General features: G+C 71.1%; 22 protein-coding genes. 17 read left to right on the top strand and 5 right to left on the bottom strand.

Features of this window, described 5'->3' with window-relative positions:
• Nucleotides 1-33 precede the first annotated feature (33 nt).
• The 12 genes from ACZ7LS_RS06210 to ACZ7LS_RS06265 all read left to right on the top strand — a co-directional run bounded on the left by ACZ7LS_RS06210 (nt 34) and on the right by ACZ7LS_RS06265 (nt 13,826).
• The gene (locus tag ACZ7LS_RS06210; RefSeq protein ID WP_382520670.1) at nt 34-1,356 is read left to right on the top strand and encodes a DUF6716 putative glycosyltransferase; all 1,323 of its coding nucleotides are present in this window, start codon (nt 34-36) and stop codon (nt 1,354-1,356) included.
• A 119-nt stretch (nt 1,357-1,475) separates the two neighbouring features.
• Nucleotides 1,476-2,690, top strand: a complete 1,215-nt coding sequence (locus tag ACZ7LS_RS06215; protein WP_129770713.1) for an acylneuraminate cytidylyltransferase — start codon at nt 1,476-1,478, stop codon at nt 2,688-2,690.
• Nucleotides 2,691-2,699: 9 nt separating this feature from the next.
• The gene (locus ACZ7LS_RS06220) at nt 2,700-3,626 is read left to right on the top strand and encodes an N-acetylneuraminate synthase family protein (RefSeq protein ID WP_382520672.1); all 927 of its coding nucleotides are present in this window, start codon (nt 2,700-2,702) and stop codon (nt 3,624-3,626) included.
• Nucleotides 3,627-3,630: 4 nt separating this feature from the next.
• The gene (locus tag ACZ7LS_RS06225) at nt 3,631-4,737 is read left to right on the top strand and encodes a hypothetical protein (protein ID WP_382669295.1); all 1,107 of its coding nucleotides are present in this window, start codon (nt 3,631-3,633) and stop codon (nt 4,735-4,737) included.
• Between the two features lie 84 nt (nt 4,738-4,821).
• Entirely contained in the window at nt 4,822-4,950 is a 129-nt protein-coding gene (locus ACZ7LS_RS06230) for a hypothetical protein (RefSeq protein WP_382520676.1), read from the top strand.
• 202 nt (nt 4,951-5,152) lie between these two features.
• Complete coding sequence (locus ACZ7LS_RS06235; RefSeq protein ID WP_382520734.1) at nt 5,153-6,382, top strand: amidohydrolase; 1,230 nt, start codon at nt 5,153-5,155, stop codon at nt 6,380-6,382.
• Nucleotides 6,383-6,529: 147 nt separating this feature from the next.
• On the top strand, nt 6,530-7,579 hold the full coding sequence (locus ACZ7LS_RS06240; protein ID WP_382520677.1) for a BMP family lipoprotein: 1,050 nt from the start codon (nt 6,530-6,532) through the stop codon (nt 7,577-7,579).
• 307 nt (nt 7,580-7,886) lie between these two features.
• Nucleotides 7,887-9,533: an ABC transporter ATP-binding protein gene (locus ACZ7LS_RS06245; RefSeq protein ID WP_385132190.1), complete on the top strand. Its 1,647-nt coding sequence runs from the start codon at nt 7,887-7,889 to the stop codon at nt 9,531-9,533.
• Complete coding sequence (locus tag ACZ7LS_RS06250; RefSeq protein WP_382520679.1) at nt 9,530-10,678, top strand: ABC transporter permease; 1,149 nt, start codon at nt 9,530-9,532, stop codon at nt 10,676-10,678. The genes ACZ7LS_RS06245 and ACZ7LS_RS06250 overlap by 4 nt, the downstream gene beginning before the upstream one ends.
• Nucleotides 10,675-11,946, top strand: coding sequence for an ABC transporter permease (locus tag ACZ7LS_RS06255; RefSeq protein ID WP_385132005.1), 1,272 nt, complete (start codon nt 10,675-10,677; stop codon nt 11,944-11,946). The genes ACZ7LS_RS06250 and ACZ7LS_RS06255 overlap by 4 nt, the downstream gene beginning before the upstream one ends.
• The gene (locus ACZ7LS_RS06260; RefSeq protein WP_129770704.1) at nt 11,943-12,347 is read left to right on the top strand and encodes a cytidine deaminase; all 405 of its coding nucleotides are present in this window, start codon (nt 11,943-11,945) and stop codon (nt 12,345-12,347) included. The genes ACZ7LS_RS06255 and ACZ7LS_RS06260 overlap by 4 nt, the downstream gene beginning before the upstream one ends.
• A 201-nt stretch (nt 12,348-12,548) precedes the next feature.
• Entirely contained in the window at nt 12,549-13,826 is a 1,278-nt protein-coding gene (locus ACZ7LS_RS06265; RefSeq protein WP_382969204.1) for a thymidine phosphorylase, read from the top strand.
• Nucleotides 13,827-13,963: 137 nt separating this feature from the next.
• Here ACZ7LS_RS06265 and ACZ7LS_RS06270 read toward each other — a convergent pair whose 3' ends face one another.
• A complete protein-coding gene (locus ACZ7LS_RS06270) occupies nt 13,964-14,626 on the bottom strand; it encodes an HAD family hydrolase (RefSeq protein ID WP_382520685.1) in 663 nt (220 codons plus the stop codon).
• 69 nt (nt 14,627-14,695) lie between these two features.
• Here ACZ7LS_RS06270 and ACZ7LS_RS06275 point away from each other — a divergent pair, with 69 nt between their 5' ends.
• Complete coding sequence (locus tag ACZ7LS_RS06275) at nt 14,696-15,004, top strand: STAS domain-containing protein (protein WP_382520687.1); 309 nt, start codon at nt 14,696-14,698, stop codon at nt 15,002-15,004.
• A gap of 137 nt (nt 15,005-15,141) precedes the next feature.
• Nucleotides 15,142-15,432 (top strand): hypothetical protein, encoded by a 291-nt coding sequence (locus ACZ7LS_RS06280; protein ID WP_382520689.1) that lies wholly within the window; start codon nt 15,142-15,144, stop codon nt 15,430-15,432.
• 126 nt (nt 15,433-15,558) lie between these two features.
• Here the strand turns inward: ACZ7LS_RS06280 and ACZ7LS_RS06285 are convergent, their stop codons facing one another.
• From ACZ7LS_RS06285 to ACZ7LS_RS06295, 3 genes are all read right to left on the bottom strand, one after another.
• Complete coding sequence (locus ACZ7LS_RS06285; RefSeq protein WP_382520691.1) at nt 15,559-16,542, bottom strand: sigma-70 family RNA polymerase sigma factor; 984 nt, start codon at nt 16,540-16,542, stop codon at nt 15,559-15,561.
• A gap of 80 nt (nt 16,543-16,622) precedes the next feature.
• Complete coding sequence (locus ACZ7LS_RS06290; RefSeq protein WP_382520693.1) at nt 16,623-17,327, bottom strand: L,D-transpeptidase family protein; 705 nt, start codon at nt 17,325-17,327, stop codon at nt 16,623-16,625.
• Nucleotides 17,328-17,442: 115 nt separating this feature from the next.
• Nucleotides 17,443-18,798: an MFS transporter gene (locus tag ACZ7LS_RS06295; protein ID WP_385132011.1), complete on the bottom strand. Its 1,356-nt coding sequence runs from the start codon at nt 18,796-18,798 to the stop codon at nt 17,443-17,445.
• A gap of 62 nt (nt 18,799-18,860) precedes the next feature.
• Here ACZ7LS_RS06295 and ACZ7LS_RS06300 point away from each other — a divergent pair, with 62 nt between their 5' ends.
• Nucleotides 18,861-19,874: a LysR family transcriptional regulator gene (locus ACZ7LS_RS06300; RefSeq protein ID WP_382520697.1), complete on the top strand. Its 1,014-nt coding sequence runs from the start codon at nt 18,861-18,863 to the stop codon at nt 19,872-19,874.
• A gap of 26 nt (nt 19,875-19,900) precedes the next feature.
• On the opposite strand, the gene ACZ7LS_RS06305 is transcribed toward ACZ7LS_RS06300, so the two are convergent.
• The gene (locus ACZ7LS_RS06305; protein ID WP_382520699.1) at nt 19,901-20,620 is read right to left on the bottom strand and encodes a GbsR/MarR family transcriptional regulator; all 720 of its coding nucleotides are present in this window, start codon (nt 20,618-20,620) and stop codon (nt 19,901-19,903) included.
• Between the two features lie 226 nt (nt 20,621-20,846).
• Here ACZ7LS_RS06305 and ACZ7LS_RS06310 point away from each other — a divergent pair, with 226 nt between their 5' ends.
• Together ACZ7LS_RS06310 and ACZ7LS_RS06315 are read left to right on the top strand one after the other, a co-directional pair.
• On the top strand, nt 20,847-21,533 hold the full coding sequence (locus ACZ7LS_RS06310) for a DUF4097 family beta strand repeat-containing protein (RefSeq protein WP_385132193.1): 687 nt from the start codon (nt 20,847-20,849) through the stop codon (nt 21,531-21,533).
• Between the two features lie 88 nt (nt 21,534-21,621).
• Nucleotides 21,622-22,440 (top strand): alpha/beta hydrolase, encoded by an 819-nt coding sequence (locus ACZ7LS_RS06315; protein WP_385132014.1) that lies wholly within the window; start codon nt 21,622-21,624, stop codon nt 22,438-22,440.
• The last annotated feature ends 69 nt before the right edge of the window (nt 22,441-22,509 follow it).

Raw genomic sequence — 22,509 nt, forward strand, 5'->3', positions numbered from 1 at the left:
CGACAAACGGAATGGCTTTCTAACGTCCACGTCGTGCCATCACGTATCAGCGGTCAAGCGGTCCGGGTCGCCGTGCTCGCCGACTCCGACACCCGGTGGAAGTGGGGCGCGCTCACCGCGCGCCGCATCGCGCCGGACGACCGCTCCATAGAGCTCAGCGGCTTTCTCCTGCGCGGACGAGCCACGCCCACCGCGAGACAGCTCGCCGAGGTCGGCGCGGAAGCGGACGCCCTGCGTGAGGTGACCGGCACCGACTTCCTGCGCACGCTCCGCGAGGAGTCGTACGACATGGTCGTCCTCGCCCTCGTCGGCGGCGCCGTACAGGCGATGCTGCACGGGATAGCCGCCCTCAAGATGGCGCACCGGCCCGTGATCGTCACCGGCTACGTCGGAGTCGTCTACGAGAAGCTCTCGGACGGGCTGCTGCTGCGGCACGGCGCGGATGTCGTCCTCGCCAACTCGCGCTACGACGCGCAGCGCTTCCGCGCCGTCTACGAGGGCGTGGGCGCCGACGCCTCCTCGGTCACCGAGGCCGCGCTGCCCTTCCTCGGCGGTGAGCGGTACGTCCCCGAGGAGGGCCGCGACACCGTCGTCTTCGCCGCCCAGCCCTCCGTACCGGCGAGCCGCGCCGACCGTACGTATCTGCTGCGGCGCCTCGTCGAGCACGCCAGGCTCCACCCGCGCCGCGAGGTGCTGCTGAAGCTGCGCAGCAAGCCGGGCGAGCACACCACGCACGTGGAGGAGTTCCCGTACCAGCGCCTCGCCGAGAAGGTGCCCGGCGGCCTGCCGCCCAACTTCCGCATGGTGTACGGGAACATGGGCGAGGTCCTGGACCGTACGGACCTGCTGGTCACCGTCTCCTCGACGGCCGCGCTCGAATCCCTGCACCGGCGCATCCCGACCGCGATCCTCACCGACTTCGGCGTCCGCGAGCCGCTCGGCAACCACCACTTCATCGGCTCGGGCTGTCTGGCGTCCTGGGACCAGCTGGACGGCGGCGGGCGCCCGCGCCCCGACGCGGTCTGGTGCGACCGGCAGGGCGTCGCCGCCGACGGATCGTACGCGTCGGCCTTCGACGGCGCCCGGCAGCGGGTGGCCGGGCTGCTCGACGGACCGGACCTGCCCGAGATCAGCCCGTACTACACGGCCACCACCGCGCCCGGATACCTGCCGCCGCTGCTCGCCCGCTACCACCTGGCCGTGGACGGGACTCCACTGCCGTCGCGGGCCTCAGAGGGCGATGTCCGCGGGGTCAGGCGCGTGGTGCGCGAGGCCGTACGGGGCGCCGCGCGCGGCGCCTACCGCCACGGCGTGCAGCGCGTGGCGCCCGTCATCCGCCGCATGGGCGAGCTGTGACCGGGCCGTCGCCGGCACAGGACCCGGCCACACCACCCACCGCGGCCGAACGGGCCGCGCATGACCGAGCCGCAGATGAACGAGCCGCGGAAGACCGATCCGCGGACCAAGGAGAACAGATGACCGTCCTCGCGGTGATCCCCGCACGCGGCGGATCCAAGGGCGTACCCGCCAAGAACCTCGCCCCCGTCGGCGGCGTACCGCTCGTCGTGCGCGCCGTCCGCGCCTGCCTGGCGGCCCGGCGCGTGACCGACGTCGTCGTCTCGACCGACGACGCGGCCATCGCCGACGCGGCGCGCTCCGCCGGCGCCGAGGTCGTGCTGCGCCCCGCCGCGATCGCGGGGGACACCGCGACCAGCGAGGCCGCCGTCCTGCACGCGATGGACGCCTACGGCGCGATGCGCGGCAAGACCGCCGAGGTCGTCCTGCTCGTCCAGTGCACCAGCCCGTTCATCACGGCCGAGGACCTGGACGGCGTCGCGGGAGCGGTCACCGAGGACGGCGCGGACAGCGCGCTGACCGTCGCGCCGACCCACGGCTTCATCTGGCGCCGGGACAGCGCGGGCAGCGCCGACGCCGGGGCCTCCGGCGGCTACGGCGTCAACCACGACAAGTCGAACCGGCCGCGCCGCCAGGACCGCCCCCAGGAGTACCTGGAGACCGGCGCCGCCTACGCGATGCGCGCCGAGGGCTTCCGCGAGGCCAACCACCGCTTCTTCGGCCACACCGCGCTCGTCACCACCGACCCCGCCCGGGTCCTGGAGATCGACGACCCGCACGACCTGGCCCGCGCCCGCGCGCTCGCCCCGCTCCTCGACCCGGCCGTCCTGCCGACGTACGACGACATCGACGCGGTCGTCCTCGACTTCGACGGCACCCAGACCGACGACAAGGTCTTCGTCGACTCGGACGGCCGCGAGATGGTCGCCGTGCACCGCGGCGACGGGCTCGGCATCGCCGCGCTGCGCCGCAGCGAACTGAAGCTGCTCATCCTCTCCACCGAACAGAACCCGGTCGTCGCCGCCCGCGCCCGCAAGCTCCAGGTGCCGGTGCTGCACGGCATCGACCGCAAGGACGTCGCGCTCAAGCAGTGGTGCGACGAGCACGGAATCGCGCCCGAGCGGGTTCTCTACGTCGGCAACGACGTCAACGACCTCCCGTGCTTCGGACTCGTCGGCTGGCCGGTGGCCGTCGCGAGTGCCCATGACGCCGTACGCGCCGCCGCGCGTGCCGTCACCACGACACCCGGAGGCGAGGGGGCGATCCGCGAGATCGCCGCCTGGATCCTCGGGCCGGGGCTCCAGACCCCCCACACCCCCACCCTCAACAAGTAAGGACGCTCCATGAGCACCAACTCCACCTCGCGCCTGCGCACCCTCGGCACGCGGACCGCGGGACCCGGCCGCCCGGTCTACGTCACGGGTGAGATCGGCATCAACCACAACGGCGAGCTGGACAACGCCCTGGCCCTGATCGACGCCGCCGCCGACGCCGGCTGCGACGCCGTCAAGTTCCAGAAGCGCACCCCGGAGATCTGCACCCCCCGCGACCAGTGGGACATCGAGCGGGACACCCCCTGGGGCCGGATGACGTACATCGACTACCGCCACCGCGTCGAGTTCGGCGAGGACGAGTACCGCTCCATCGACGAGCACTGCAAGAAGCGCGGCATCGACTGGTTCGCCTCCCCGTGGGACACCGAGGCCGTCGCCTTCCTGGAGAAGTTCGACCTGCCCGCCCACAAGGTGGCCTCCGCCTCCCTCACCGACGACGAGCTGCTGCGCGCCCTGCGCGCCACCGGCCGTACGGTCATCCTCTCCACCGGCATGTCGACGCCGAAGCAGATCCGGCACGCGGTCGAGGTCCTGGGCAGCGACAACATCCTGCTCTGCCACGCCACGTCGACGTACCCGGCCAAGGCCGAGGAGCTGAACCTGCGCGTGATCAACACGCTCCAGGCCGAGTTCCCGAACGTCCCGATCGGCTACAGCGGCCACGAGACCGGTCTCCAGACCACCCTCGCCGCCGTCGCCCTCGGCGCCGTCTTCGTCGAGCGTCACATCACCCTCGACCGCGCCATGTGGGGCTCGGACCAGGCCGCCTCCGTCGAGCCGCAGGGCCTCCAGCGCCTCGTCCGCGACATCCGCACCATCGAGGCGTCCCTCGGTGACGGTGTCAAGAAGGTCTACGAGTCGGAGCTCGGCCCGATGAAGAAGCTCCGCCGCGTCGCGGGCGTCGTCGCCGAGGCCACCGAGCCGGTGGCGGTCTGACGCCATGACCGGTGCCGGCGGGGGCCGCTCCCCGCACCCTCGTGCGACCGTCGGCGGCAGCGCCGACGGGAACGCCGACGCGATCGCATTCGTGGAGAGCCCGGTCCAGCTGCTCAATGTGCTGGAGTGGGCGCGAGCCAGCGCGACCGGTGACGCCCTCACCGTCGTCGTGCTGTCGCCCACCGATCCCATGTCGCGCGGCCAGCTCCGCCGGATGGCGGAGCTGGCCCGTGACGAGGGTTTCACCGTGCGCTGGCAAGAGGCGCGCGGTGGTGCGGGGGCGCCCCTGCGGACGCTGCGGGAACTGACCCCGCTGCTCCGCAAGACCGGCCGGATAGTCATCGGAGACCCGTTCTCCCGCTACGTACAACTGCTGCTGACCCTGGTCAGCGGCAAGGCGCTGACGGTGGTGGACGACGGCACGGCCACGCTGGAGTTCATCGGGCAGATCGCCCGCGGCGAACGGCTGGTGCGCTGGCACCGGCGCGGCAGCCGCGGGCCGCGGGAACTGGTCCTCGCGCCCGTCACCGCGGCCGCGCGGCGCCGGCTCTCCCCGTCGGACGGCCGCACGGTCGAGGTCTTCACCTCGATGCCCGTCGAGGAGATCCCGGCCGGCATCACGGTGACCGCCAACCGCTTCGAGTGGACCCGGGCCACCTTCGGGCCGCCCCGGATAGCCGCGGGCGCGGACATGGTCGGCACATCGCTGGTCGAGACGGGCGTGGTCGACGCGGACCAGTACATCGAGGCGGTCACGGCCCTCGCCCGCACCCACGGCGCCACCCGCTACTTCGCGCACCGCCGCGAGGACGTGGACAAGCTGCACCGCCTCCACACGGTCACGGGCCTGGAGATCGTCCGCCCGGACCTCCCCCTGGAAGTGATCGCCCGCCGCGGCCCGATCGGCAGCACGGTCCTGAGCTTCCCCTCCACGGTGGTCCACACCCTGCCCCTGGCCCTGGCGGGGACGGGCGTACGCGTCGCGGTCTGCGACATCGCCCCGGAATGGCTGAAGGAAACGGCCAGCCCGCGCGCCCAGGGCTTCCTGTCGGGCGTGACGGGCACGGCCCGCGACATCCACCGCCTCCCGAGACTGCCCTCCCCGGCCTGACCCGCGCCCGCCGCTCCGGCCCGGACCGCGTCCACGGACGCGGCCCGAGCCGGCCCACGCGGGTGGTGCACAACCTGCACCGCCGTGAACGTCGCCCCGGCGGCCGAGTACGACACGGACGCGGTCCTGACCCGGGACCTCCGTGACGTCCGGACGGTCCGACGGCTCGGCGGCCGGTACACCCATGTCCGGATCCTGCCCGATGACCTGTGACCGTCCATGACGATCGGGCGATCCGCACCTGCCCGATCGCCGGCCGGCGCCGCGCGGATCGCGAGGATGGCGCGGTATACCCGCTCTGTCCGCGCCTCATGCACGCCGGAACTCGGTTTCTTGGCCTGTGTGGCTGAAATTTTCTTGATCCAGGGCTGGTTGATCACTGAAGGGGCCTAGTCTTCAACAGGTGAGCCAGTTGATGTCCTGCGAATCCGAGAACGACCTGCCCGCGGAAGCGGAAGCCGCGCTGCCCGGCACGTTGCCCGAAACCCTCCGTGCCGAGCTGATCGCCTTCCGCCGGGACATGCATATGCATCCCGAGCTGGGCAACCAGGAATTCCGTACCACCGCCGCGCTCAAGCACCGGCTTGAGCAGGCCGGTCTCGTGCCGCGGGTGCTCAACTGCGGCACCGGGCTCATGTGTGACATCGGGACGCCCGACCCCGCCCGCCCCATGCTGGCCCTGCGCGCCGACATCGACGCGCTGCCCATCCCGGACACCAAGACCGGCGTCCCGTACCGCTCCACCGTGCCCGACCGGGCGCACGCCTGCGGGCATGACGTCCATACCACCGCCGTGCTCGGCGCCGGACTGGTTCTGGCCGAACTCGACCGGCAGGGGCAGCTGCCCAACGCCGTACGGCTGATCTTCCAGCCCGCCGAGGAAGTACTGCCGGGCGGTGCCGTCGACGCCATCGAGTCCGGCGTCCTCGACGGCGTCGGCGGCATCATCGCCGTGCACTGCGACCCCAAGGTCGACGCCGGGCTGATCGGACTGCGTTCCGGCCCCATCACCTCCGCCTGCGACCGGCTGGAGATCAGCCTCGACGGCCCCGGCGGCCACACCGCGCGCCCCCATCTGACGACCGACATGGTCACCGCCGCCGCCAGGGTGGCCACCGATGTCCCCGCGCTGCTCGCCCGCCGGGTCGACGCCCGCTCCGGGCTCTCCGTCACCTGGGGACGGATCGCTTCCGGCCATACCTGCAATGTCATCCCGCAGCACGCCGAGCTGTCCGGCACCGTCCGCTGCCTGGACCTGGCCGCCTGGCGCGACGCACCGGACCTGGTGCACGCCGCGATCGACGAGATCGCCACGCTCCACCGCGCCAAGTCGCAGATCGAGTACGTCCGCGGTGTGCCGCCGGTGGTCAACGACCCGGTCGTCGCGGAGCTGCTGCGCGCCGCGCAGACCGCGCGCCGCGGATCGTACGCAATCGAGGACACCGAGCAGAGCCTCGGCGGAGAGGACTTCTCCTGGTATCTGGAACAGGTGCCCGGCGCGATGGCGCGGCTCGGCGTACGGACGCCGGGCAGCCAGGCCCGGTACGACCTGCATCGTGGCGATTTCGACGTCGACGAGCAGGCGATCCAGGTCGGCGTGGAGCTTTTCACGGCCGCCGCGTTGATCGACGGCAACCGTTTGTAACCGGCGTTGACACCTTCGGCTCGCCCTCCGTTCGCGACGATCCGATAACGGCTTCCGTACGGGTCTTTATCTGACATCTACGCGCGTTACGATCGCCGCGAAACCAGCGCCAGCCGAGGCGCTTCGGTCAGGTTGAAGGAGCCTCCCTTGCGCCGGATCACCAGGATCGCCACCGTGGGTGTCGCGTCAGCGGCACTCGCGCTCACCGCCACCGCGTGTGGCAACAAGTCGTCGTCGGACGCCGGTTCCGACTCCAAGGAAGCCGGCGCCGCCATCGCCTACGACATCGGTGGCCGCGGTGACCAGTCGTTCAACGACGCCGCCTTCGCCGGTCTGTCCAGGGCCGAGACCGAGCTGAAGATAAAGGGCAGCGCCGCCGAGCCCTCCGAGGGCGAGTCGGACGCCGACAAGGTCCAGCGGCTGACCGAGCTGGCCCGCTCCGGCAACAACCCCGTGATCGGCGTCGGTTTCGCGTACGCGCCGGCCATCAAGAAGGTCGCGCCGAAGTTCCCGAAGACCACCTTCGGCATCATCGACGACTCCTCGGTGACCGGCAAGAACATCGCCAACATGGTCTTCAACGAGGAGCAGGGCTCGTACCTCGCCGGCGTCGCCGCCGCCAAGGTCACCAAGTCCAAGACGGTCGGCTTCATCGGCGGTGTCGAGACCCCGCTGATCAAGAAGTTCGAGGCCGGCTTCGCGCAGGGCGTCAAGGAGACCGACCCGTCGGTCAAGGTCCTCTCGCAGTACCTGACGCAGCCCCCGAACTTCGACGGCTTCTCCAAGCCCGACCTGGGCAAGGCCGCCGCGCAGGGACAGCTCGACAAGAAGGCCGACGTGGTCTACGCCGCCGCCGGTCTCGCCGGTTCCGGCTCGATCGAGGCCACCGCGGGGGCCGGCAAGTGGGCCATCGGCGTCGACTCCGACCAGTACGCCCAGAAGGGCCTGGCCGCCTACAAGGACCAGATCCTGACCTCGGTCACCAAGGACGTCGCCGACTCGGTGTTCAACCTGATCAAGTCGGTCAAGGACGGCTCGCCGCAGTCCGGTGAGATCCGCTACGGCCTGGACAAGGACGGCGTCGGCCTGGCCGACTCCAACCCGGCCTACACCAAGCTGACCGATGTGGTCGCCGCGGTGGAGAAGGCGAAGAAGGACATCGTGGACGGCAAGATCACCGTCAAGACCACGCCGTAACGGCCCTGTCCGGCCGCGCGGTGGTACCTCCCGCGGGCCCGGAGCGACGGTGTACGCCGTCGCCCCGGGCCCCGGGCGCACCGACCCCCGCGTGTACGGCCCGGCGCGGGACCGCCCGGCGTACGACCGGCGCGAGCGTCCGGCGTACGAACACCCGGTCACCGCCCGGTCACCCCCAGGCCGCTCCCGGCCCCCCGCCTTACGATTCGGCAGCGCTACGCGTGTAGACGACCCTCCGGCGCGATAACTTCACCCCGCCTGCCACTCACCCCCGCCTTCACTCCTTTCCCGCCAAGGAGAGTGCGTCATCAACGCGTCCAGCAGCCCGCCCAGCGGTCCGTCCAGCAGTCCCCCCGCAGTCGAACTGCGCGGCATCACCAAGAGATTCCCCGGCGTTGTCGCCAACCACGACATCGACATCACGATCCGCAAGGGCACGGTCCACGCCCTGGTCGGTGAGAACGGCGCGGGCAAGTCGACCCTGATGAAGATCCTCTACGGCATGCAGAAGCCGGACGAGGGCACCATCACCGTCGACGGCGCGGAGGCCGCGTTCGCCAGCCCCGCCGACGCCATCGCGCGCGGCATCGGCATGGTGCACCAGCACTTCATGCTCGCCGACAACTTCACCGTCCTGGAGAACGTCGTCCTCGGCGGCGAGAGCCTGTACGGCATCGGCGCGAAGGCCCGTAAGAAGATCAAGGAGATCTCCGACGCGTACGGCCTCGGCGTACGCCCCGACGCGCTCGTCGAGGACCTCGGGGTCGCCGACCGCCAGCGCGTGGAGATCCTCAAGGTCCTCTACCGCGGCGCCCGCATCCTGATCCTGGACGAGCCCACCGCCGTGCTGGTGCCGCAGGAGGTCGAGGCGCTCTTCGACAATCTGCGCGAGCTCAAGGCCGAGGGCCTGACCGTCATCTTCATCTCGCACAAGCTGGGCGAGGTGCTGTCGGTCGCCGACGACATCACCGTCATACGCCGCGGCACGACCGTGGGCACCGCCGACCCCGCGCACACCACCCCCAAGCAGCTCGCCGAGCTGATGGTGGGCAGTGAGCTGCCCTCGCCGGAGACCCGCGAGTCGACGGTGACGGACATACCGATGCTGACGGTGGACGGGCTGCGGCTGACCGCGACCGACCCCGACGGCGCGGTACGCGAGGTGCTCGACGGGATCACCTTCACCATCCACCAGGGCGAGGTCCTGGGCATCGCGGGCGTCGAGGGCAACGGGCAGACCGAGCTGATCGAGGCGCTGATGGGGCTGCGCGACCCCGACGGCGGGGTGATAGCCCTCGACACCGCCGACATCTCGCACGCGCCCACCCGCAAGCGCCGCGAGGACGGCATCGGCTACATCCCCGAGGACCGGCACCGCCACGGCCTGCTGCTGGAGGCGCCGCTCTGGGAGAACCGCATCCTCGGCCATGTCACCGAGAAGCCCAACAGCCGCGGCGGACTGCTCGACCTGAAGGCCGCCCGCGCCGACACCACGCGGATCGTGCGCGAGTACGACGTCCGCACCCCCGGTATCGAGGTCACCGCGGCCTCGCTCTCCGGCGGCAACCAGCAGAAGCTGATCGTCGGCCGCGAGATGAGCCACAGCCCCAAGCTGCTGATCGCCGCCCACCCGACCCGCGGTGTGGATGTCGGCGCGCAGGCGCAGATCTGGGACCAGATCCGGGAGGCCCGCCGTGAAGGGCTGGCCGTCCTGCTGGTCTCCGCGGACCTGGACGAACTGATCGGGCTCTCCGACACCCTGCGCGTGATGTACCGCGGCCGGCTCGTCGCCGACGCGGACCCCGCCACCATCACTCCGGAGGAACTGGGCTCGGCCATGACCGGCGCCGCCACCGGTCACCTGGAGGCAGAGCCCGAGCCGGCGGCGGAGTCCGCGCCCACGGCGGAGGCACCACAGGCCGCAGCGGCACCACCGGAGGACGACGCCCGATGAAGAAGTTCGACAAGGACCGGCTGATCCTGGGCTTCGCGGGCCCGGTGCTCGCGCTGGTCGTCGCCGTGGTCCTCACCACCGTGGTGCTGCTCGTCTCGGGCAGCGACCCCTTCGAGCCGTACCGCATCATGTTCGAGTCCGCCTCGTACGTGGATGTCCAGGTACTGATCGTCAACCAGGCCGGCACGTACTATCTGGCCGCGCTCGCGGTCGCCGTCGGCTTCCGCATGAACCTCTTCAACATCGGGGTCGACGGGCAGTACCGGCTCGCCGCGATGATGGCGGCGCTCGTCGGCGCCAGCGTCGATCTGCCGGGACCGCTCCAGATCGCGCTGATCGTGATCGTCGCGATGCTGGTCGGCGCCTTCTGGTCCGGTATCGCGGGCATCCTCAAGACCACCCGCGGGGTGAGCGAGGTCGTCTCCACGATCATGCTCAACTCGATCGCCACCAGCCTCGTCGCCTGGCTGATCCTGCCCAAGAACTTCGGCGTCCAGCCGGCCGGCTCCAACAACCTGACCACCGGCGAGATCCCGGAGTCCGGCTGGTTCCCCGGCCTGTCCATGGGCGCCGAGGCCGGCGAGATCTACGGCTTCACCTTCGTCGCCGCCGCCTGCGGCCTCATCTACTGGTTCGTCCTCGGCCGCACCCGCTTCGGCTTCGACCTGCGCGCCACCGGCGCCAGCGAGACCGCGGCCCAGGCCTCCGGCGTCGACGCCAAGAAGATGATCCTCACCTCGATGCTGATCTCGGGCGCGGTCGCCGGCCTCGCCGGGATGCCGACGCTCCTCGGCGACACCCACACGTACAGCCTCGACTTCCCGACCGGCATCGGCTTCACCGGCATCACCATCGCCCTGCTCGGCCGGAACAACCCGCTGGGCATCGCCTTCAGCGCCCTGCTCATCGCCTTCCTGGACAAGGCGTCGGCCTCCCTCGACCAGTACGGGTACGAGAAGGAGATCGCCACGATCATGCAGGGCCTGATCGTGATCTCGGTCGTCGTCAGCTACGAGCTCGTCCGCCGCTACGGAATCCGCCGCCAGCAGCAGAAGGTCGGCGCGGAACTCGCCGCCGGAGGGGCCCTCACGACCGAGGCCCGCCCCAAGAACGACCAGACCGAGAAGGAGGGGGCCGCGCTGTGAGTACGAGCACGAGCACCGTCTCAGCCACCAGCGCCGCCCCCAAGAAGGGCGGTGGCCGCCGCACGCTCTCCCTGCCCGTCATCCTGCTGATCGTCGCGGGGGCGCTGGCCCTCGTCTCGCTCGTACGGCTGATCAGCGGCGCCGACGACATCACCTCCGTCGGCCAGGTCGCCGGCGCCCTCGAACTCGCCATCCCCATCGGCCTGGCCGGACTCGGCGGACTGTGGGCCGAGCGCGCGGGCGTCGTCAACATCGGCCTCGAAGGCATGATGATCCTCGGCACCTGGTTCGGCGCCTGGGCCGGTTTCCAGTGGGGTCCGTGGGTCGGCGTCCTGTTCGGCATACTCGGCGGCTGCCTCGGCGGTCTGCTGCACGCCGTCGTCACCGTCACCTTCGGCGTGAACCACATCGTCTCCGGTGTGGCCATCAACATCCTCGCCGTGGGCGCCACCCGCTATCTCTCCAACTTCGCCTTCGACGGGGTCGACGGCGGCTCCTCCAAGCAGTCCCCGCGCATCGACTCCATCACCGAGATCACCGTCCCCGGACTCGCCGACTGGATGCAGGACCTCCAGGCCAGACACTGGTTCCTGGTCTCCGACATCGCGGGCGTCGTCGGCGGTCTGGTGACCAACCTGTCGCTGCTCACCGTCGTCGCGCTGCTGCTGATCCCCGGCACCTGGTGGGTGCTGTGGCGTACGGCGTTCGGCCTGCGGCTGCGCTCCTGCGGCGAGAACCCCGTCGCCGCGGAGTCGCTCGGCGTCAACGTCTACAAGTACAAGTACATCGCCGTCACCGTCTCCGGCGGTCTCGCGGGTCTCGCCGGCGCCTTCCTCGCGATCGTCGCCACCGGCATCTACCAGGAGGGCCAGACCGGCGGCCGCGGCTACATCGGTCTCGCCGCGATGATCTTCGGCAACTGGATGCCGGGCGGCATGGCCCTCGGCGCCGGGCTCTTCGGCTTCACCGACAGCCTCAAGCTGCGCGGCGGCGCCGAGAACGTCCACGCCATGCTGCTTCTGCTCGCGATCCTGCTCGTGCTGGTCGTAGCGTGGCAGCTGTACAAGAAGAAGTACGTCTCCGCGGTGATCTCGGCGGCCGTCTCGGCGCTGCTCTTCGCCTGGTACGGGCTGACCGACCAGGTGCCGAGCCAGTTCGTGGACGCCGCCCCGTACGTCACGACGCTGCTGGTCCTCGCGCTCTCCGCGCAACGGCTCAGGATGCCCAAGGCGGACGGGATGCCGTACCGGAAGGGGCAAGGAAAATGACCGCACCGGCCGGACCGGCGGTGGACTGGGACGCGCTGCGGGCCTCCGCCCGCGCCGCCATGACCCACGCCTACGCCCCGTACTCGAAGTACCCGGTCGGGGTCGCGGCCCTGGTGGACGACGGCCGTACGATCACCGGCTGCAATGTCGAGAACGCCTCGTACGGCATCGGGCTGTGTGCCGAATGCGGTCTGGTCTCGGCGCTCCAGCTCAGCGGCGGCGGCCGGCTCACCCACTTCACCTGCGTCGACGGCGCGGGCGAGGTGCTGGTGCCGTGCGGGCGCTGCCGCCAGCTGCTGTACGAGTTCGGCGGCCCGGAGCTGGTCCTGGAGACCCCGGACGGCTTCCGCACGATGGCCGAGATGCTGCCGCAGGCGTTCGGCCCCGGCCACCTGAACTGACCACGGGCCACGGCCCGCAGGGCGTACGCCCCTCCCTCCGGGCGTACGCACCCTCCCTCCGGGCGTGAGAAACCTCCTGAACCCGGCTCTTCCGCCGCCGCGACCGACCCGGCGGCGGAGGGGCCGCACCACCTCCGATCTATGCGCGTAGAGACTCCGGGATACCCTCGCCTACGTACGGCAGTCATCGAAAGGACCACCATGGACGTCATCTCCGTCATCCGCACCAAGCGGGACCGGGGCGAGCTGAGCCCCGAGCAGATCGACTGGGTGATCGACGCCTATACGCGCGGCGAGGTCGCCGACGAGCAGATGTCGGCGCTGGCGATGGCGATCCTGCTCAACGGCATGAACCGTACGGAGATCGCGCGCTGGACCGCGGCCATGATCGCCTCCGGCGAGCGCATGGACTTCTCCGCGCTGTCCCGCCCCACGGCCGACAAGCACTCCACGGGCGGCGTCGGCGACAAGATCACGCTGCCGCTCGCCCCGCTGGTCGCCGCGTGCGGCGCCGCCGTACCGCAGCTCAGCGGCCGGGGCCTCGGCCACACCGGCGGCACGCTCGACAAGCTGGAGTCCATCCCCGGCTGGCGGGCGCTGCTCTCCAACGACGAGATGCTGCACGTCCTGGACACCACCGGCGCCGTCATCTGCGCGGCGGGCGACGGACTGGCCCCCGCGGACAAGAAGCTGTACGCGCTGCGCGATGTGACCGGCACCGTCGAGGCCATCCCGCTGATCGCCTCCTCGATCATGTCGAAGAAGATCGCCGAGGGCACCGGCTCGCTGGTCCTGGACGTCAAGGTCGGCTCCGGCGCCTTCATGAAGACGATCGAGGACGCCCGTGAACTCGCCTCCACGATGGTGGGACTGGGCACCGACCACGGCGTACGGACCGTCGCCCTGCTCACCGACATGGACACCCCGCTCGGCCTCACCGCGGGCAACGCCCTGGAGGTACGCGAGTCCGTCGAGGTCCTGGCGGGCGGCGGCCCGGCCGATGTCCTCGAACTGACCCTCGCCCTGGCGCGCGAGATGCTCGACGCGGCGGGTCTGAAGGACGCGGACCCGGCGAAGGCGCTGGCGGACGGCTCGGCGATGGACGTCTGGCGCCGCATGATCGCCGCGCAGGGCGGCGACCCGGACGCGACGCTCCCGGTCGCCCGCGAGACCCAGGTGGTGGCGGCCCCGGCCACCGGCGTCCTGACCCGCCTGGACGCGTACGGCGTGGGCGTCGCCGCCTGGCGCCTGGGCGCGGGCCGCGCCCGCAAGGAGGACCCGGTCCAGGCGGGCGCGGGCGTCGAACTCCACGCCAAGCCGGGCGACCGGGTCACGGCGGGCCAGCCCCTGCTGACGCTGCACACGGACACCCCGGAGAAGTTCGACTACGCGCTGGGCGCGCTGGCGGGCGCGTACGACATCGAGGCGTCCGACACGGCGTTCAAGGCGGCGCCGGTGGTGCGGGAACGTATCGCCTGACCTGCGGCCCGCGGCCGGGGGCCGCTGGCGGCACATACCGCATGCTTCAGTCGGTCGAATACGGCGGCAAGCTGACGCCGCCGCCCCCGTTCGATCTCACCATCGACACAACGGAGTTCCCCGTCAGCTGACGGGGATCAGCTGACCGACCGCCCCGCCAGCAGCCCCGGCAGTTCCCGCATGTCGTCGAAGACGACCGTGCCGGGGCCGGTCAGCCGGTGCGGGGCCGTCAGGCCGCCCGCGTAACCGAAGGCGCGCATTCCGGCGGCCCGTGCCGCCTCGACGCCGTACGGGCTGTCCTCCACCACCGCGCAGCGCGCCGGGTCCACGCCCAGGGTGCGGGCCGCGTGCAGGAAGAGATCCGGGGCGGGTTTGCCACGGGCGACGTCGGCGGCGCTGAAGACACGGCCCGTGAAGTAGTCGTGGAGACCGGTGGTCGTCAGATTGCGGCGGATCCCGTCATGGCCGCCGTTCGACGCGAGGCAGAAGGGGATGGGCAGCGCCTCCAGCACCTCGGCGATCCCGTCCACCGCCGTCAGCCCGGCGTCGAACGCCTCCTGGTAGAGATGCTCGTACGCGCGGTACCACCCAGGCTCCAGCGGGCGCCCGAGCCGCTCCTCGACGGCCGCGTCGAAGACCTCTCCCGAGGAGCCGACGAATGTCGCGATGATCTCCTCCTCCGTGAAGTGGCAGCCCAGCGCGGCGAAGACCTGGGCGTCGATCCGTACGGATATCCGCTCGCTGTCCACCAGCACGCCGTCGCAGTCGAAGATCACCAATTCGAAAGGATCACGGGTCATGCCCGGCAGCGTACGGGGTGTGCCCGGACCGCTGCGATGAGTTCCGGCCGCCGGACCGGTCTCCCCCGTGTGGATGCCACGAAACCGATCGTCCTCGTCATCGCCGGCCACCTCACGCCGGCCGATGTGCCCCGGTTCCATGAGGAGCTGTACGAGCGGCTGTACGGGGAACTGGCCGCGCGGCCCGACGACTTCGGCGCGGCCGAGGTGATCTGCGAGGTCGGCGGTCTCGTCCGGCCGAACCTGGCGGCGGTCGAGGTGCTCGCCAGACTCCGGCTCGACGCCCGCAGACGCGGCTGCCGGCTCCGCTTGCGGGGCGCCGGACGGGAGTTGCGGCTGCTGCTGGATCTCGTGGGCCTGGGTGACATGGCGGGTTAGCGGGCAACGGCCATAGGTGCGTGGCGCACCGGTTGATCAGGTGGTTCGCGGTGGGGGCCGTGGGGAGACGCCCTGTGGCGGGAAGGGCATCCTTCCGGGGCGCGGGTCACGTGCCCCATGACGGAAAGGTGCTCGACATGCGAGCGTTCACGCGTGCCGCGCTGGTCGCCGTCTGTGTGGTCGGTGCCGGTCTCGCCGTTGTTTCCGTGGCTCAGGCCGCGCCCAACGCGGCGGCGCACAAATGTCGTTACTACTACTCCAGCTGGGGCCAGGGCCCGAACGGAGAGATCGAGGGCTTCGGTGACTACGCCGAGGGAGCCACCGACCCCCAGGGCCGGGTCTGCCAGAACGGCTGGTGGGCTGACGCGCGAGAGAAGGAGAAAGAGGGGAGCCGGGCTGACGGCTCCGGGCTGACGGCCCGGCGTTGACCGCTCGGCGCTGACGGTCCGGCGGCTGACGGGCCGGGGGTGTACTGCGAGCCGTCCCGGCCCTGGGCGTACCGCCCCGCCGACGTGGTGCAGCCGCGTCGGCGGGGCGGCTCCAGTGGCGGGGGCCTATGCCTTCTCCAGCCCCGCCGGCAGGCCGAACAGCGGGAACCACCGCTCCGTGTCCAGGAAGCAGTGCATCGTGACGATCTTGCCGTCCTCGATCTCGATGACCTGAAGCGCCCACGGCGTGAAGCCGTCGCCCGACTCGGCCGGCTTGTAGTGCGCGAAGGCCGGGGTGCCGTTGGCCACCGTGGGCAGGAGCCGTGAACCCCGGCAGCCCGCGCCGATGGTGAGCATGAAGCCGGTGATGTCGTCGTGGCCCTGGAGCCACAGGTCGTACGGCGGCATGGTGAACTTCGCGTCGTCATGGAGCAGCGCGGTCAGCGCCTTCATGTCGTAGCCCTCGAAGGCCGTCACGTACCGTTCGAGCAGTTCCTTCTGCTCCTCGTCGAGCGGATCGGCCGCGTCCGTCGCGGCCGGCTCCGATTCGGCGATCGTCGCGCGCGCCCGCTGGAGCGCGCTGTTGACGGAGGCGACCGTCGTATCGAGCAGCTCGGCGACCTCGCTCGCCTTCCACGCCAGCACCTCGCGCAGGATCAGCACGGCCCGCTGCTTCGGCGGCAGATGCTGGAGCGCCGCGACGAACGCCAGCCGGATCGTCTCGCGCGACACCGCCGTCTCGGCCGGATCGGCCACCGAAGGCAGCACCCGGCCGTCCGGCACGGGCTCCAGCCAGACGTTCTCCGGACGCGCGGTGAGCTGCGCCTGGGCCACCGGCGTCGGGCCCGACAGATCCATCGGCCGGGCCCGCCGACTGCCCGCGTTGAGCATGTCCAGGCATACGTTCGTCGCGATGCGGTAGAGCCACGACCGGAGCGAGGAGCGGCCCTCGAACTTCTCGAAGCTCTTCCACGCGCGCACCATCGTGTCCTGTACGGCGTCCTCGGCCTCGAAGGCCGACCCCAGCATCCGGTAGCAGTAGCCGGTCAGCTCCGTGCGGTGCTTCTCCAGCCGGGTGTCCAGGTCCTCTGTTGCTGCAAGATCACTCATCGCGTCACCCCAGTCGCCCCCTTGAGACCAGTCTGTGAGACCGGTCTCACGGAAGCTACCGCAGGGCACTGACAATGCGCTCAGGTTCCGGGTTTACGGCCGTAAACGTAGACATCGTCGCCGTTCTTCAGCAGCGACCAGTACTTCGCGGCGACCGTCTTGGTCATGTTCACGCAGCCGTGCGAACCGGGCGGGTTCCACATGCTCAGGTTCGCCTGGTGGAAGGCCTGCCCGCCGTCGAAGAACTGGGCGTAGGGCATGGGCACGTCGTAGATCGTGGAGACGTGGTTCTTGTTCCGCCAGTAGACCTTCTTGAGCCCGGTCCTGGTCTCGTAGCCGTCCCGCCCGGTGCGCACCGGCACCGGTCCGTAGACGAGTTTCTTGCCGTCCTGGATCCAGCTCAGCTGGCGGGAGAGGTCGACGCAGGCGATGCGGCCCTTGTTGGTCGGGCACTTGCCCGCCTTGTTGGGGGTCTTGCCCGCGGCCTTCTGCTTGTTCATCAGATCCATCACGCCCCAGGTGATGGGTCCGGCGTAGCCGATGGTCGGGGTGATGCCGTGCTTCGACTGGAAGGCGCGGATGGCCTTGCAGTCCGTGGCCGATTGTTTTCCGTCCACCGGCCGGCCGAGGAACTTCTCGACCTGCTTCTGATGCGTGCCCGTGCTGGTGGTGCACGACGCCGCCTGTGCGGGCGAGGCCCCGCCCAGCACCACGGTCAGTGGGACCACCAGCGCGGTGATGCCCGCCGCCACAGCGCCGTTACGGCCTATGTGTGCGTGTCTCATCCCGTTCCGTCCCCCCATCCTTTTTCCCTCAACCGCGCCGTCCGGAAGACGCGTTCTGTGAGCTAGACGGGTGAAACGCGGGCTTAGTTGCCCGGAGGGGACAGAATGGCGCGACTCAGTCGCTGACGAGCTCCCGGGCGCGCGCCCCGGCGGACGGGGTCGTGGCGGACTGGGTCCCGGCGGCACGCGCCCCGGCGAGCGACCGCCGCCGATCCCTGCGCGCCGCGTGCGATCCGTACAGGGTGAGGGAGACGACGCCGAGGACCGCGAGCAGACCCAGCGCGACCGTCGCCGTCCAGCCGCCCGCGTGGAACGCGATCGCGCCCAGCGTGCCGCCCGCGCTGCTGCCCAGGTAGTACGCCGACTGGTAGAGCGCCGACGCCTGCGCGCGGCCGGACTTCGCCGTACGGCTCACCGACGACGAGGCGACCGCGTGGCCCGCGAAGAAGCCCGCCGTGATCAGCACCAGTCCGAGCAGCACCGCGGTCAGCGAGTCCGCCAGCGACAACAGCAGACCCGCCGCCGTCGTGCCCACCGCCAGATACAGCGCGCCGCGCCGGCCCAGCCGCTCGACCAGCCGTCCGGCCGCCGCCGAGGAGACCGTACCGACCAGATAGACGAGGAAGACCGAGCCGATGACGCCCTGCGCGAGCTGGAACGGCGCCTCCACCAGCCGGTAGCCGATCACGGTGTAGACCGCGCCGAACACCGTCATGAAGAGCGCGCCTATCGCGTACAGCCGGCGCAGCAGCGGATCGGCCAGATGCCCGCCCACGGTCGTCGCCAGCGCGCGCGGACTCAGTGACCGCGACGTGAAGTTGCGTGCCTTCGGCAGCAGGACGCGGAACACCACCGCGCACACCACCGCGAGCAGGCCGACCGCGCCGAGCGCAGCCCGCCAGCCCCACAGCTGGGCGACCCAGCCGGTGAGGATACGGCCGCTCATGCCGCCGACGCTGTTGCCCGCGACGAACAGTCCGATCGCGGCGACCAGCGCCTTCGGCCGTACCTCCTCCGCCAGGAACGCCATGGCCGAGGCGGGCAGACCGGCCAGCGCCGCGCCCTGTACGGCGCGCAGCGCCACCAGCCACTCGACGTTCGGCGCGAACGGCACCAGCAGTCCCACGGCCACCGCGACCGCCAGCGAGACGCTCATCAGCGTGCGCCGGCCGAACCGCTCGGACAGCGCGCTCAGCGGCAGGACGAACAGCGCCAGGGCGCCCGTCGCGGCCGAGACCGTCCAACTGGCCTGGCTCGCCGTCACACCGAGACCGGCGGAGATGGCGGGCAGCAGGGCCTGGGTGGAGTAGAGGAGGGCGAAGGTCGCGATCCCGGCGGCGAAGAGCGCGAGGCTCATCCGGCGGTAGCCGGGGCGGCCGGGGGAGAGCAGCGAATCGGTGGTGTCGGCGGCGGCGGACGGCGCGGCGGCGGCACCCGCGGTGGCGGGTGCCTCGGTACTGACGGAAGGCATGCTTCGAACGTAGGCACCGCATCTTCATGCGTCCAATGCATGGAATGGCGATAATCGTTCCCATGGTGCATGAATCCAGCTCACAGCGGCGGCTGTCACGGAACAGTTACGAACACGACATGGATCACATGGGACTCCCGGATCGCGCGGCGCCCGTGGCCGGGCTGGACCCCGACTCCTGGTCCGCGGTCCTCGCGCCCCGGCTCGCCCACTTCGCGGGAGTGGCCCGCCACGAGCATGTGACGCGCGCGGCCCAGGACATGGCCGTCCCGCAGTCCACGCTCTCGCGGGCGATGGTCAGGCTCGAACGGGACCTGGGCGTCGCCCTGTTCGCCCGTAAGGGCCGTACGGTCTCCCTCACCCCCGCGGGCCGTACGTTCCTGACCTCCGTCGAACGGGCCCTCGCGGAGGTCGAGCGGGCCGCCGAGTCCGTACGCGCCGACGCCGACCCGGCGTCCGGCAAGGTCGCCTTCGGCTTTCTGCACACCATGGGCTCGGAGACCGTACCGGCGCTGATCAGGGCCTTCCGCGCCGACCATCCGCGGGTCCGGTTCCAGCTCGTCCAGAACTACGGCGAGGCGATGCTGGAGCGGCTGCGCGCGGGCGAGCTGGACCTCTGTCTCACCTCGCCCGTACCCGACGCCCCCGGTCTGGTCGCGCGCAGACTGGACGAACAGCGGCTGCGGCTGGTCGTGCCCGACGACCACCGGCTGGCCCGGCGCCGCCGTGTGCGCCTCGCCGAGGCCGCCGACGAAACGTTCGTCACCCTCGAACCGGGGTACGGGCTGCGCCGGATCACCGACGACCTGTGCGCCGAGGCGGGCTTCCGGCCGCGCGTCGCGTTCGAGGGCGAGGAGGCCGAGACGCTGCGCGGGCTGGTGGCGGCGGGCCTGGGCGTCGCGCTGCTGCCGCCGCCCGCCGTGGCCCGCCCCGGGGTGGCCGAGCTGACCGTCACGGCGCCCCGCGCGGCCCGCGAGATCGGTGTCGCGTGGCTCGACGGCCACCCGGACACCCCGCCCGTCGCGGCCTTCAAACGCTTCCTGCTCTCCCGGCGCGGACAGCTGCTGCCGGACTGACCCGGCGTGATCACCACAACCGCTGTCTATCCGGCCTCGGGCTTCGTGTGGAGGAGGTCGCGCACCTGCTCCGCCGCGCGGAAGATGCTCTCGCTGATGAAGTCGCTGAACCGGGCGATGTTCTCCAGGCGCGCGGCGGCCGGGGTGCCGGCGCCGAGGACGCCGACGCCCTGCCGTGCGATCTCGGCGACCTGGGCGATCCCACGGGCACCGGCGATCGTCGACTGGTACCAGACGTTGTCGTCGACGAAGTAGCGCTCGCGGCGGCGCTCGTCGCGTTCCCTGCGGATGAGGCCCTGGCCTTCGAGGAACGCGACCGCCTTGGAGACGGACGCCGGGCTGACCTGGAGGCGCCGGACGAGTTCCGACGCGGTGAGGCTGCCCGCGTCGGTGACGAAGAGGCAGGTCAGCACCCGGGCCATCATCTTGGGCAGGCCCTGTTGCATCAGGAGGGTGGTGAACGCCTCCTCGTACGCGCGCAGGGCCTCGTCGTCGCGCCCGGGAGCGCCCGCCGGCGCTCCCGGCCCGCGGGGCGGGGTGTGCTTGCGCCGGCGGGCGCGGTGTTCGGTGGCGCGGTGGGCCACGTCGGCGCGGTAGGCGGTGGGGCCGCCGTTGCGCATCACCTCACGCGTGACCGTCGAGGTGGGGCGGTCGAGGCGTCGGGCGATCTCCGCGTAGGCGAGGCCGTCGGCCAGCCCCAGTGCGATCTGCTGACGTTCCTGCTGGGTGAGTCTGCCTCCCGGCACCGCGATCTCCCTTCGTGCTTCCCTGACGCCGCCAGCGTAGCGTTCGCCTTCACCTCAATGCAACGATAGAGGTATCTGTCGTTGCATTAGATTTACCTCCGTTGCAATGAAAAGTGGCTGTTTACCTGCTGTGATGCCTCTCGTGCGCAACGAACTCGTTGCGTGTTTCTCGAACGCAACGTAGCGTTTCTGTTGTCAGAAACAATGAGCTCACGAGGAGAACATGATGCGGAAGTTCGACACCCCCGCCGCGATCTCCGTCGTCCAGGACATCCCCGCCGGGCGCGTCCAGATCATCGCCGCCGACCGGGCCGACACCACCGTCGAGGTCCTCCCCGCCGACGCCGCCAAGGGCCGCGACGTGACCGCGGCCGAACGGACCACGGTCGAATTCGGCGACGGCGTCCTGCGGATCACGGCCCCGGCGGAGAAGAACCGGATGCTCGGCGCCTCCGGATCCATCGAGGTGACGGTCCAGTTGCCCGCCGGTTCGAGCGTCGAGGCGAAGGCGGCCGGCGCCGAGTTCCGGGGCGTCGGCCGGCTCGGCGCCGTCGTCGGCGAGGGCCTGTACGGCCAGGGCGTGTACGGCGCGGTCAAGATCGACGAGGCCGCGAGCGTACGCGTGGCCGCCCAGGCCGGTGATGTCATGGTCGGCCGCCTGACGGGCCCCGCGGACATCAGCACCGAGAAGGGCGACATCCGCATCGCCGAGGCCACCTCGGGCACGGTCGTGCTGCGCACCCGGACGGGCGACGTGACGATCGGCGCCGCCCACGGTGTCTCCGCCTCCCTGGACGCCGGCACCGGCTACGGCCGGATCCACAACACGCTGAAGAACACGGAGGGCGCCGCGGCCGCCCTGACCATCCGCGCGACCACCGACCACGGCGACATCACCGCCCGCGGCCTCTGAAGCGGTAAGGGTCATCCGCCGCAACCAAGACCTCCGGTCACTCCAGCCCCCCGTCACCCAGAACCTCCAAAGCGATCAGGTGGAACTCATGACGAAGAACAGCACGTCCTCGGCCGGCTCGAAGTGGACCGGCATGGTGCCGGTCGATGACACGGCCCTCGCCGTCACCGACACCGGCGGTCCCGGCATCCCCGTGCTCTACCTCAACGGCCAGTTCGCGACTCAGGGGTACTGGCGGCGTACCCTCGCCCAACTGGGCCCGGGGTGGCGGCACATCACCTACGACGAGCGGGCCCGCGGCAGGAGATCGAAGCGGTCCGCGGACTATTCCTTCGAGGCCGCCGTCCGGGACGTCGACGCCGTTCTCGCGGCCAGGGGTGTGGACCGGGCGCTGGTGGTGGGCTGGTCCTACGGGGCGGTCGTCGCGGCGCACTGGGCGCACCGGAATCCGGACCGTACCGTGGGCGCGGTCCTGGTCGACGGCGCGTTCCCGCACGACTGGCTGGACGACGCCATGGAGCTGCGGATCCGGAAGCTGTTCCGGCGGTTGGGCTGGTTCACACCGCTGCTGCGTCCGACGGGCCTGGTGCCCCGGATGACCGCGGAACAGCAGGCCGACAGCAACATCGAACTCGGCAGGCTCTCCCGCGCCCGCGAACTGGGCCCCGTGCTGGACGACATCACCGTCCCGGTGCGGTACGTCGTCGCTTCGGGAACGTCCCTCGGAAGCCGCGGTGACGAGCAGGAGCGGATACGCGCCGGCCTCGACGCGGTGACCGCGCGCAACGCGAACATCCGGGTCGGTGCGAAGGTCGCGAGCAACCACGGGGCGATCCTGCGCAAGGACTCCCCGGCCATCGCCGAATCCGTACGCGAGATCGCCGCCCTCGACCGCGGGGAGCGCTGAGACCCCCCGACGGCCGAGGAGCCCCGGCCACCGGACCCGACGGCCGGCCGGTAGGACAGCTCGGGGTCG

This window comes from Streptomyces sp. NPDC039430 (assembly GCF_055639435.1).

Excerpts from the sequence above, each read along its gene's own strand:
- ACZ7LS_RS06285 (WP_382520691.1), bottom strand. The coding sequence starts at position 16,542 with ATGAGTGATCTTGCAGCAACAGAGGACCTGGACACCCGGCTGGAGAAG.
- ACZ7LS_RS06260 (WP_129770704.1), top strand. The coding sequence starts at position 11,943 with ATGACCGCACCGGCCGGACCGGCGGTGGACTGGGACGCGCTGCGGGCC.
- ACZ7LS_RS06215 (WP_129770713.1), top strand. The coding sequence starts at position 1,476 with ATGACCGTCCTCGCGGTGATCCCCGCACGCGGCGGATCCAAGGGCGTA.
- ACZ7LS_RS06235 (WP_382520734.1), top strand. The coding sequence starts at position 5,153 with ATGTCCTGCGAATCCGAGAACGACCTGCCCGCGGAAGCGGAAGCCGCG.
- ACZ7LS_RS06300 (WP_382520697.1), top strand. The coding sequence starts at position 18,861 with ATGGTGCATGAATCCAGCTCACAGCGGCGGCTGTCACGGAACAGTTAC.
- ACZ7LS_RS06220 (WP_382520672.1), top strand. The coding sequence starts at position 2,700 with ATGAGCACCAACTCCACCTCGCGCCTGCGCACCCTCGGCACGCGGACC.
- ACZ7LS_RS06225 (WP_382669295.1), top strand. The coding sequence starts at position 3,631 with ATGACCGGTGCCGGCGGGGGCCGCTCCCCGCACCCTCGTGCGACCGTC.
- ACZ7LS_RS06310 (WP_385132193.1), top strand. The coding sequence starts at position 20,847 with ATGCGGAAGTTCGACACCCCCGCCGCGATCTCCGTCGTCCAGGACATC.
- ACZ7LS_RS06250 (WP_382520679.1), top strand. The coding sequence starts at position 9,530 with ATGAAGAAGTTCGACAAGGACCGGCTGATCCTGGGCTTCGCGGGCCCG.
- ACZ7LS_RS06295 (WP_385132011.1), bottom strand. The coding sequence starts at position 18,798 with ATGCCTTCCGTCAGTACCGAGGCACCCGCCACCGCGGGTGCCGCCGCC.
- ACZ7LS_RS06315 (WP_385132014.1), top strand. The coding sequence starts at position 21,622 with ATGACGAAGAACAGCACGTCCTCGGCCGGCTCGAAGTGGACCGGCATG.
- ACZ7LS_RS06265 (WP_382969204.1), top strand. The coding sequence starts at position 12,549 with ATGGACGTCATCTCCGTCATCCGCACCAAGCGGGACCGGGGCGAGCTG.
- ACZ7LS_RS06280 (WP_382520689.1), top strand. The coding sequence starts at position 15,142 with ATGCGAGCGTTCACGCGTGCCGCGCTGGTCGCCGTCTGTGTGGTCGGT.
- ACZ7LS_RS06290 (WP_382520693.1), bottom strand. The coding sequence starts at position 17,327 with ATGAGACACGCACACATAGGCCGTAACGGCGCTGTGGCGGCGGGCATC.
- ACZ7LS_RS06270 (WP_382520685.1), bottom strand. The coding sequence starts at position 14,626 with ATGACCCGTGATCCTTTCGAATTGGTGATCTTCGACTGCGACGGCGTG.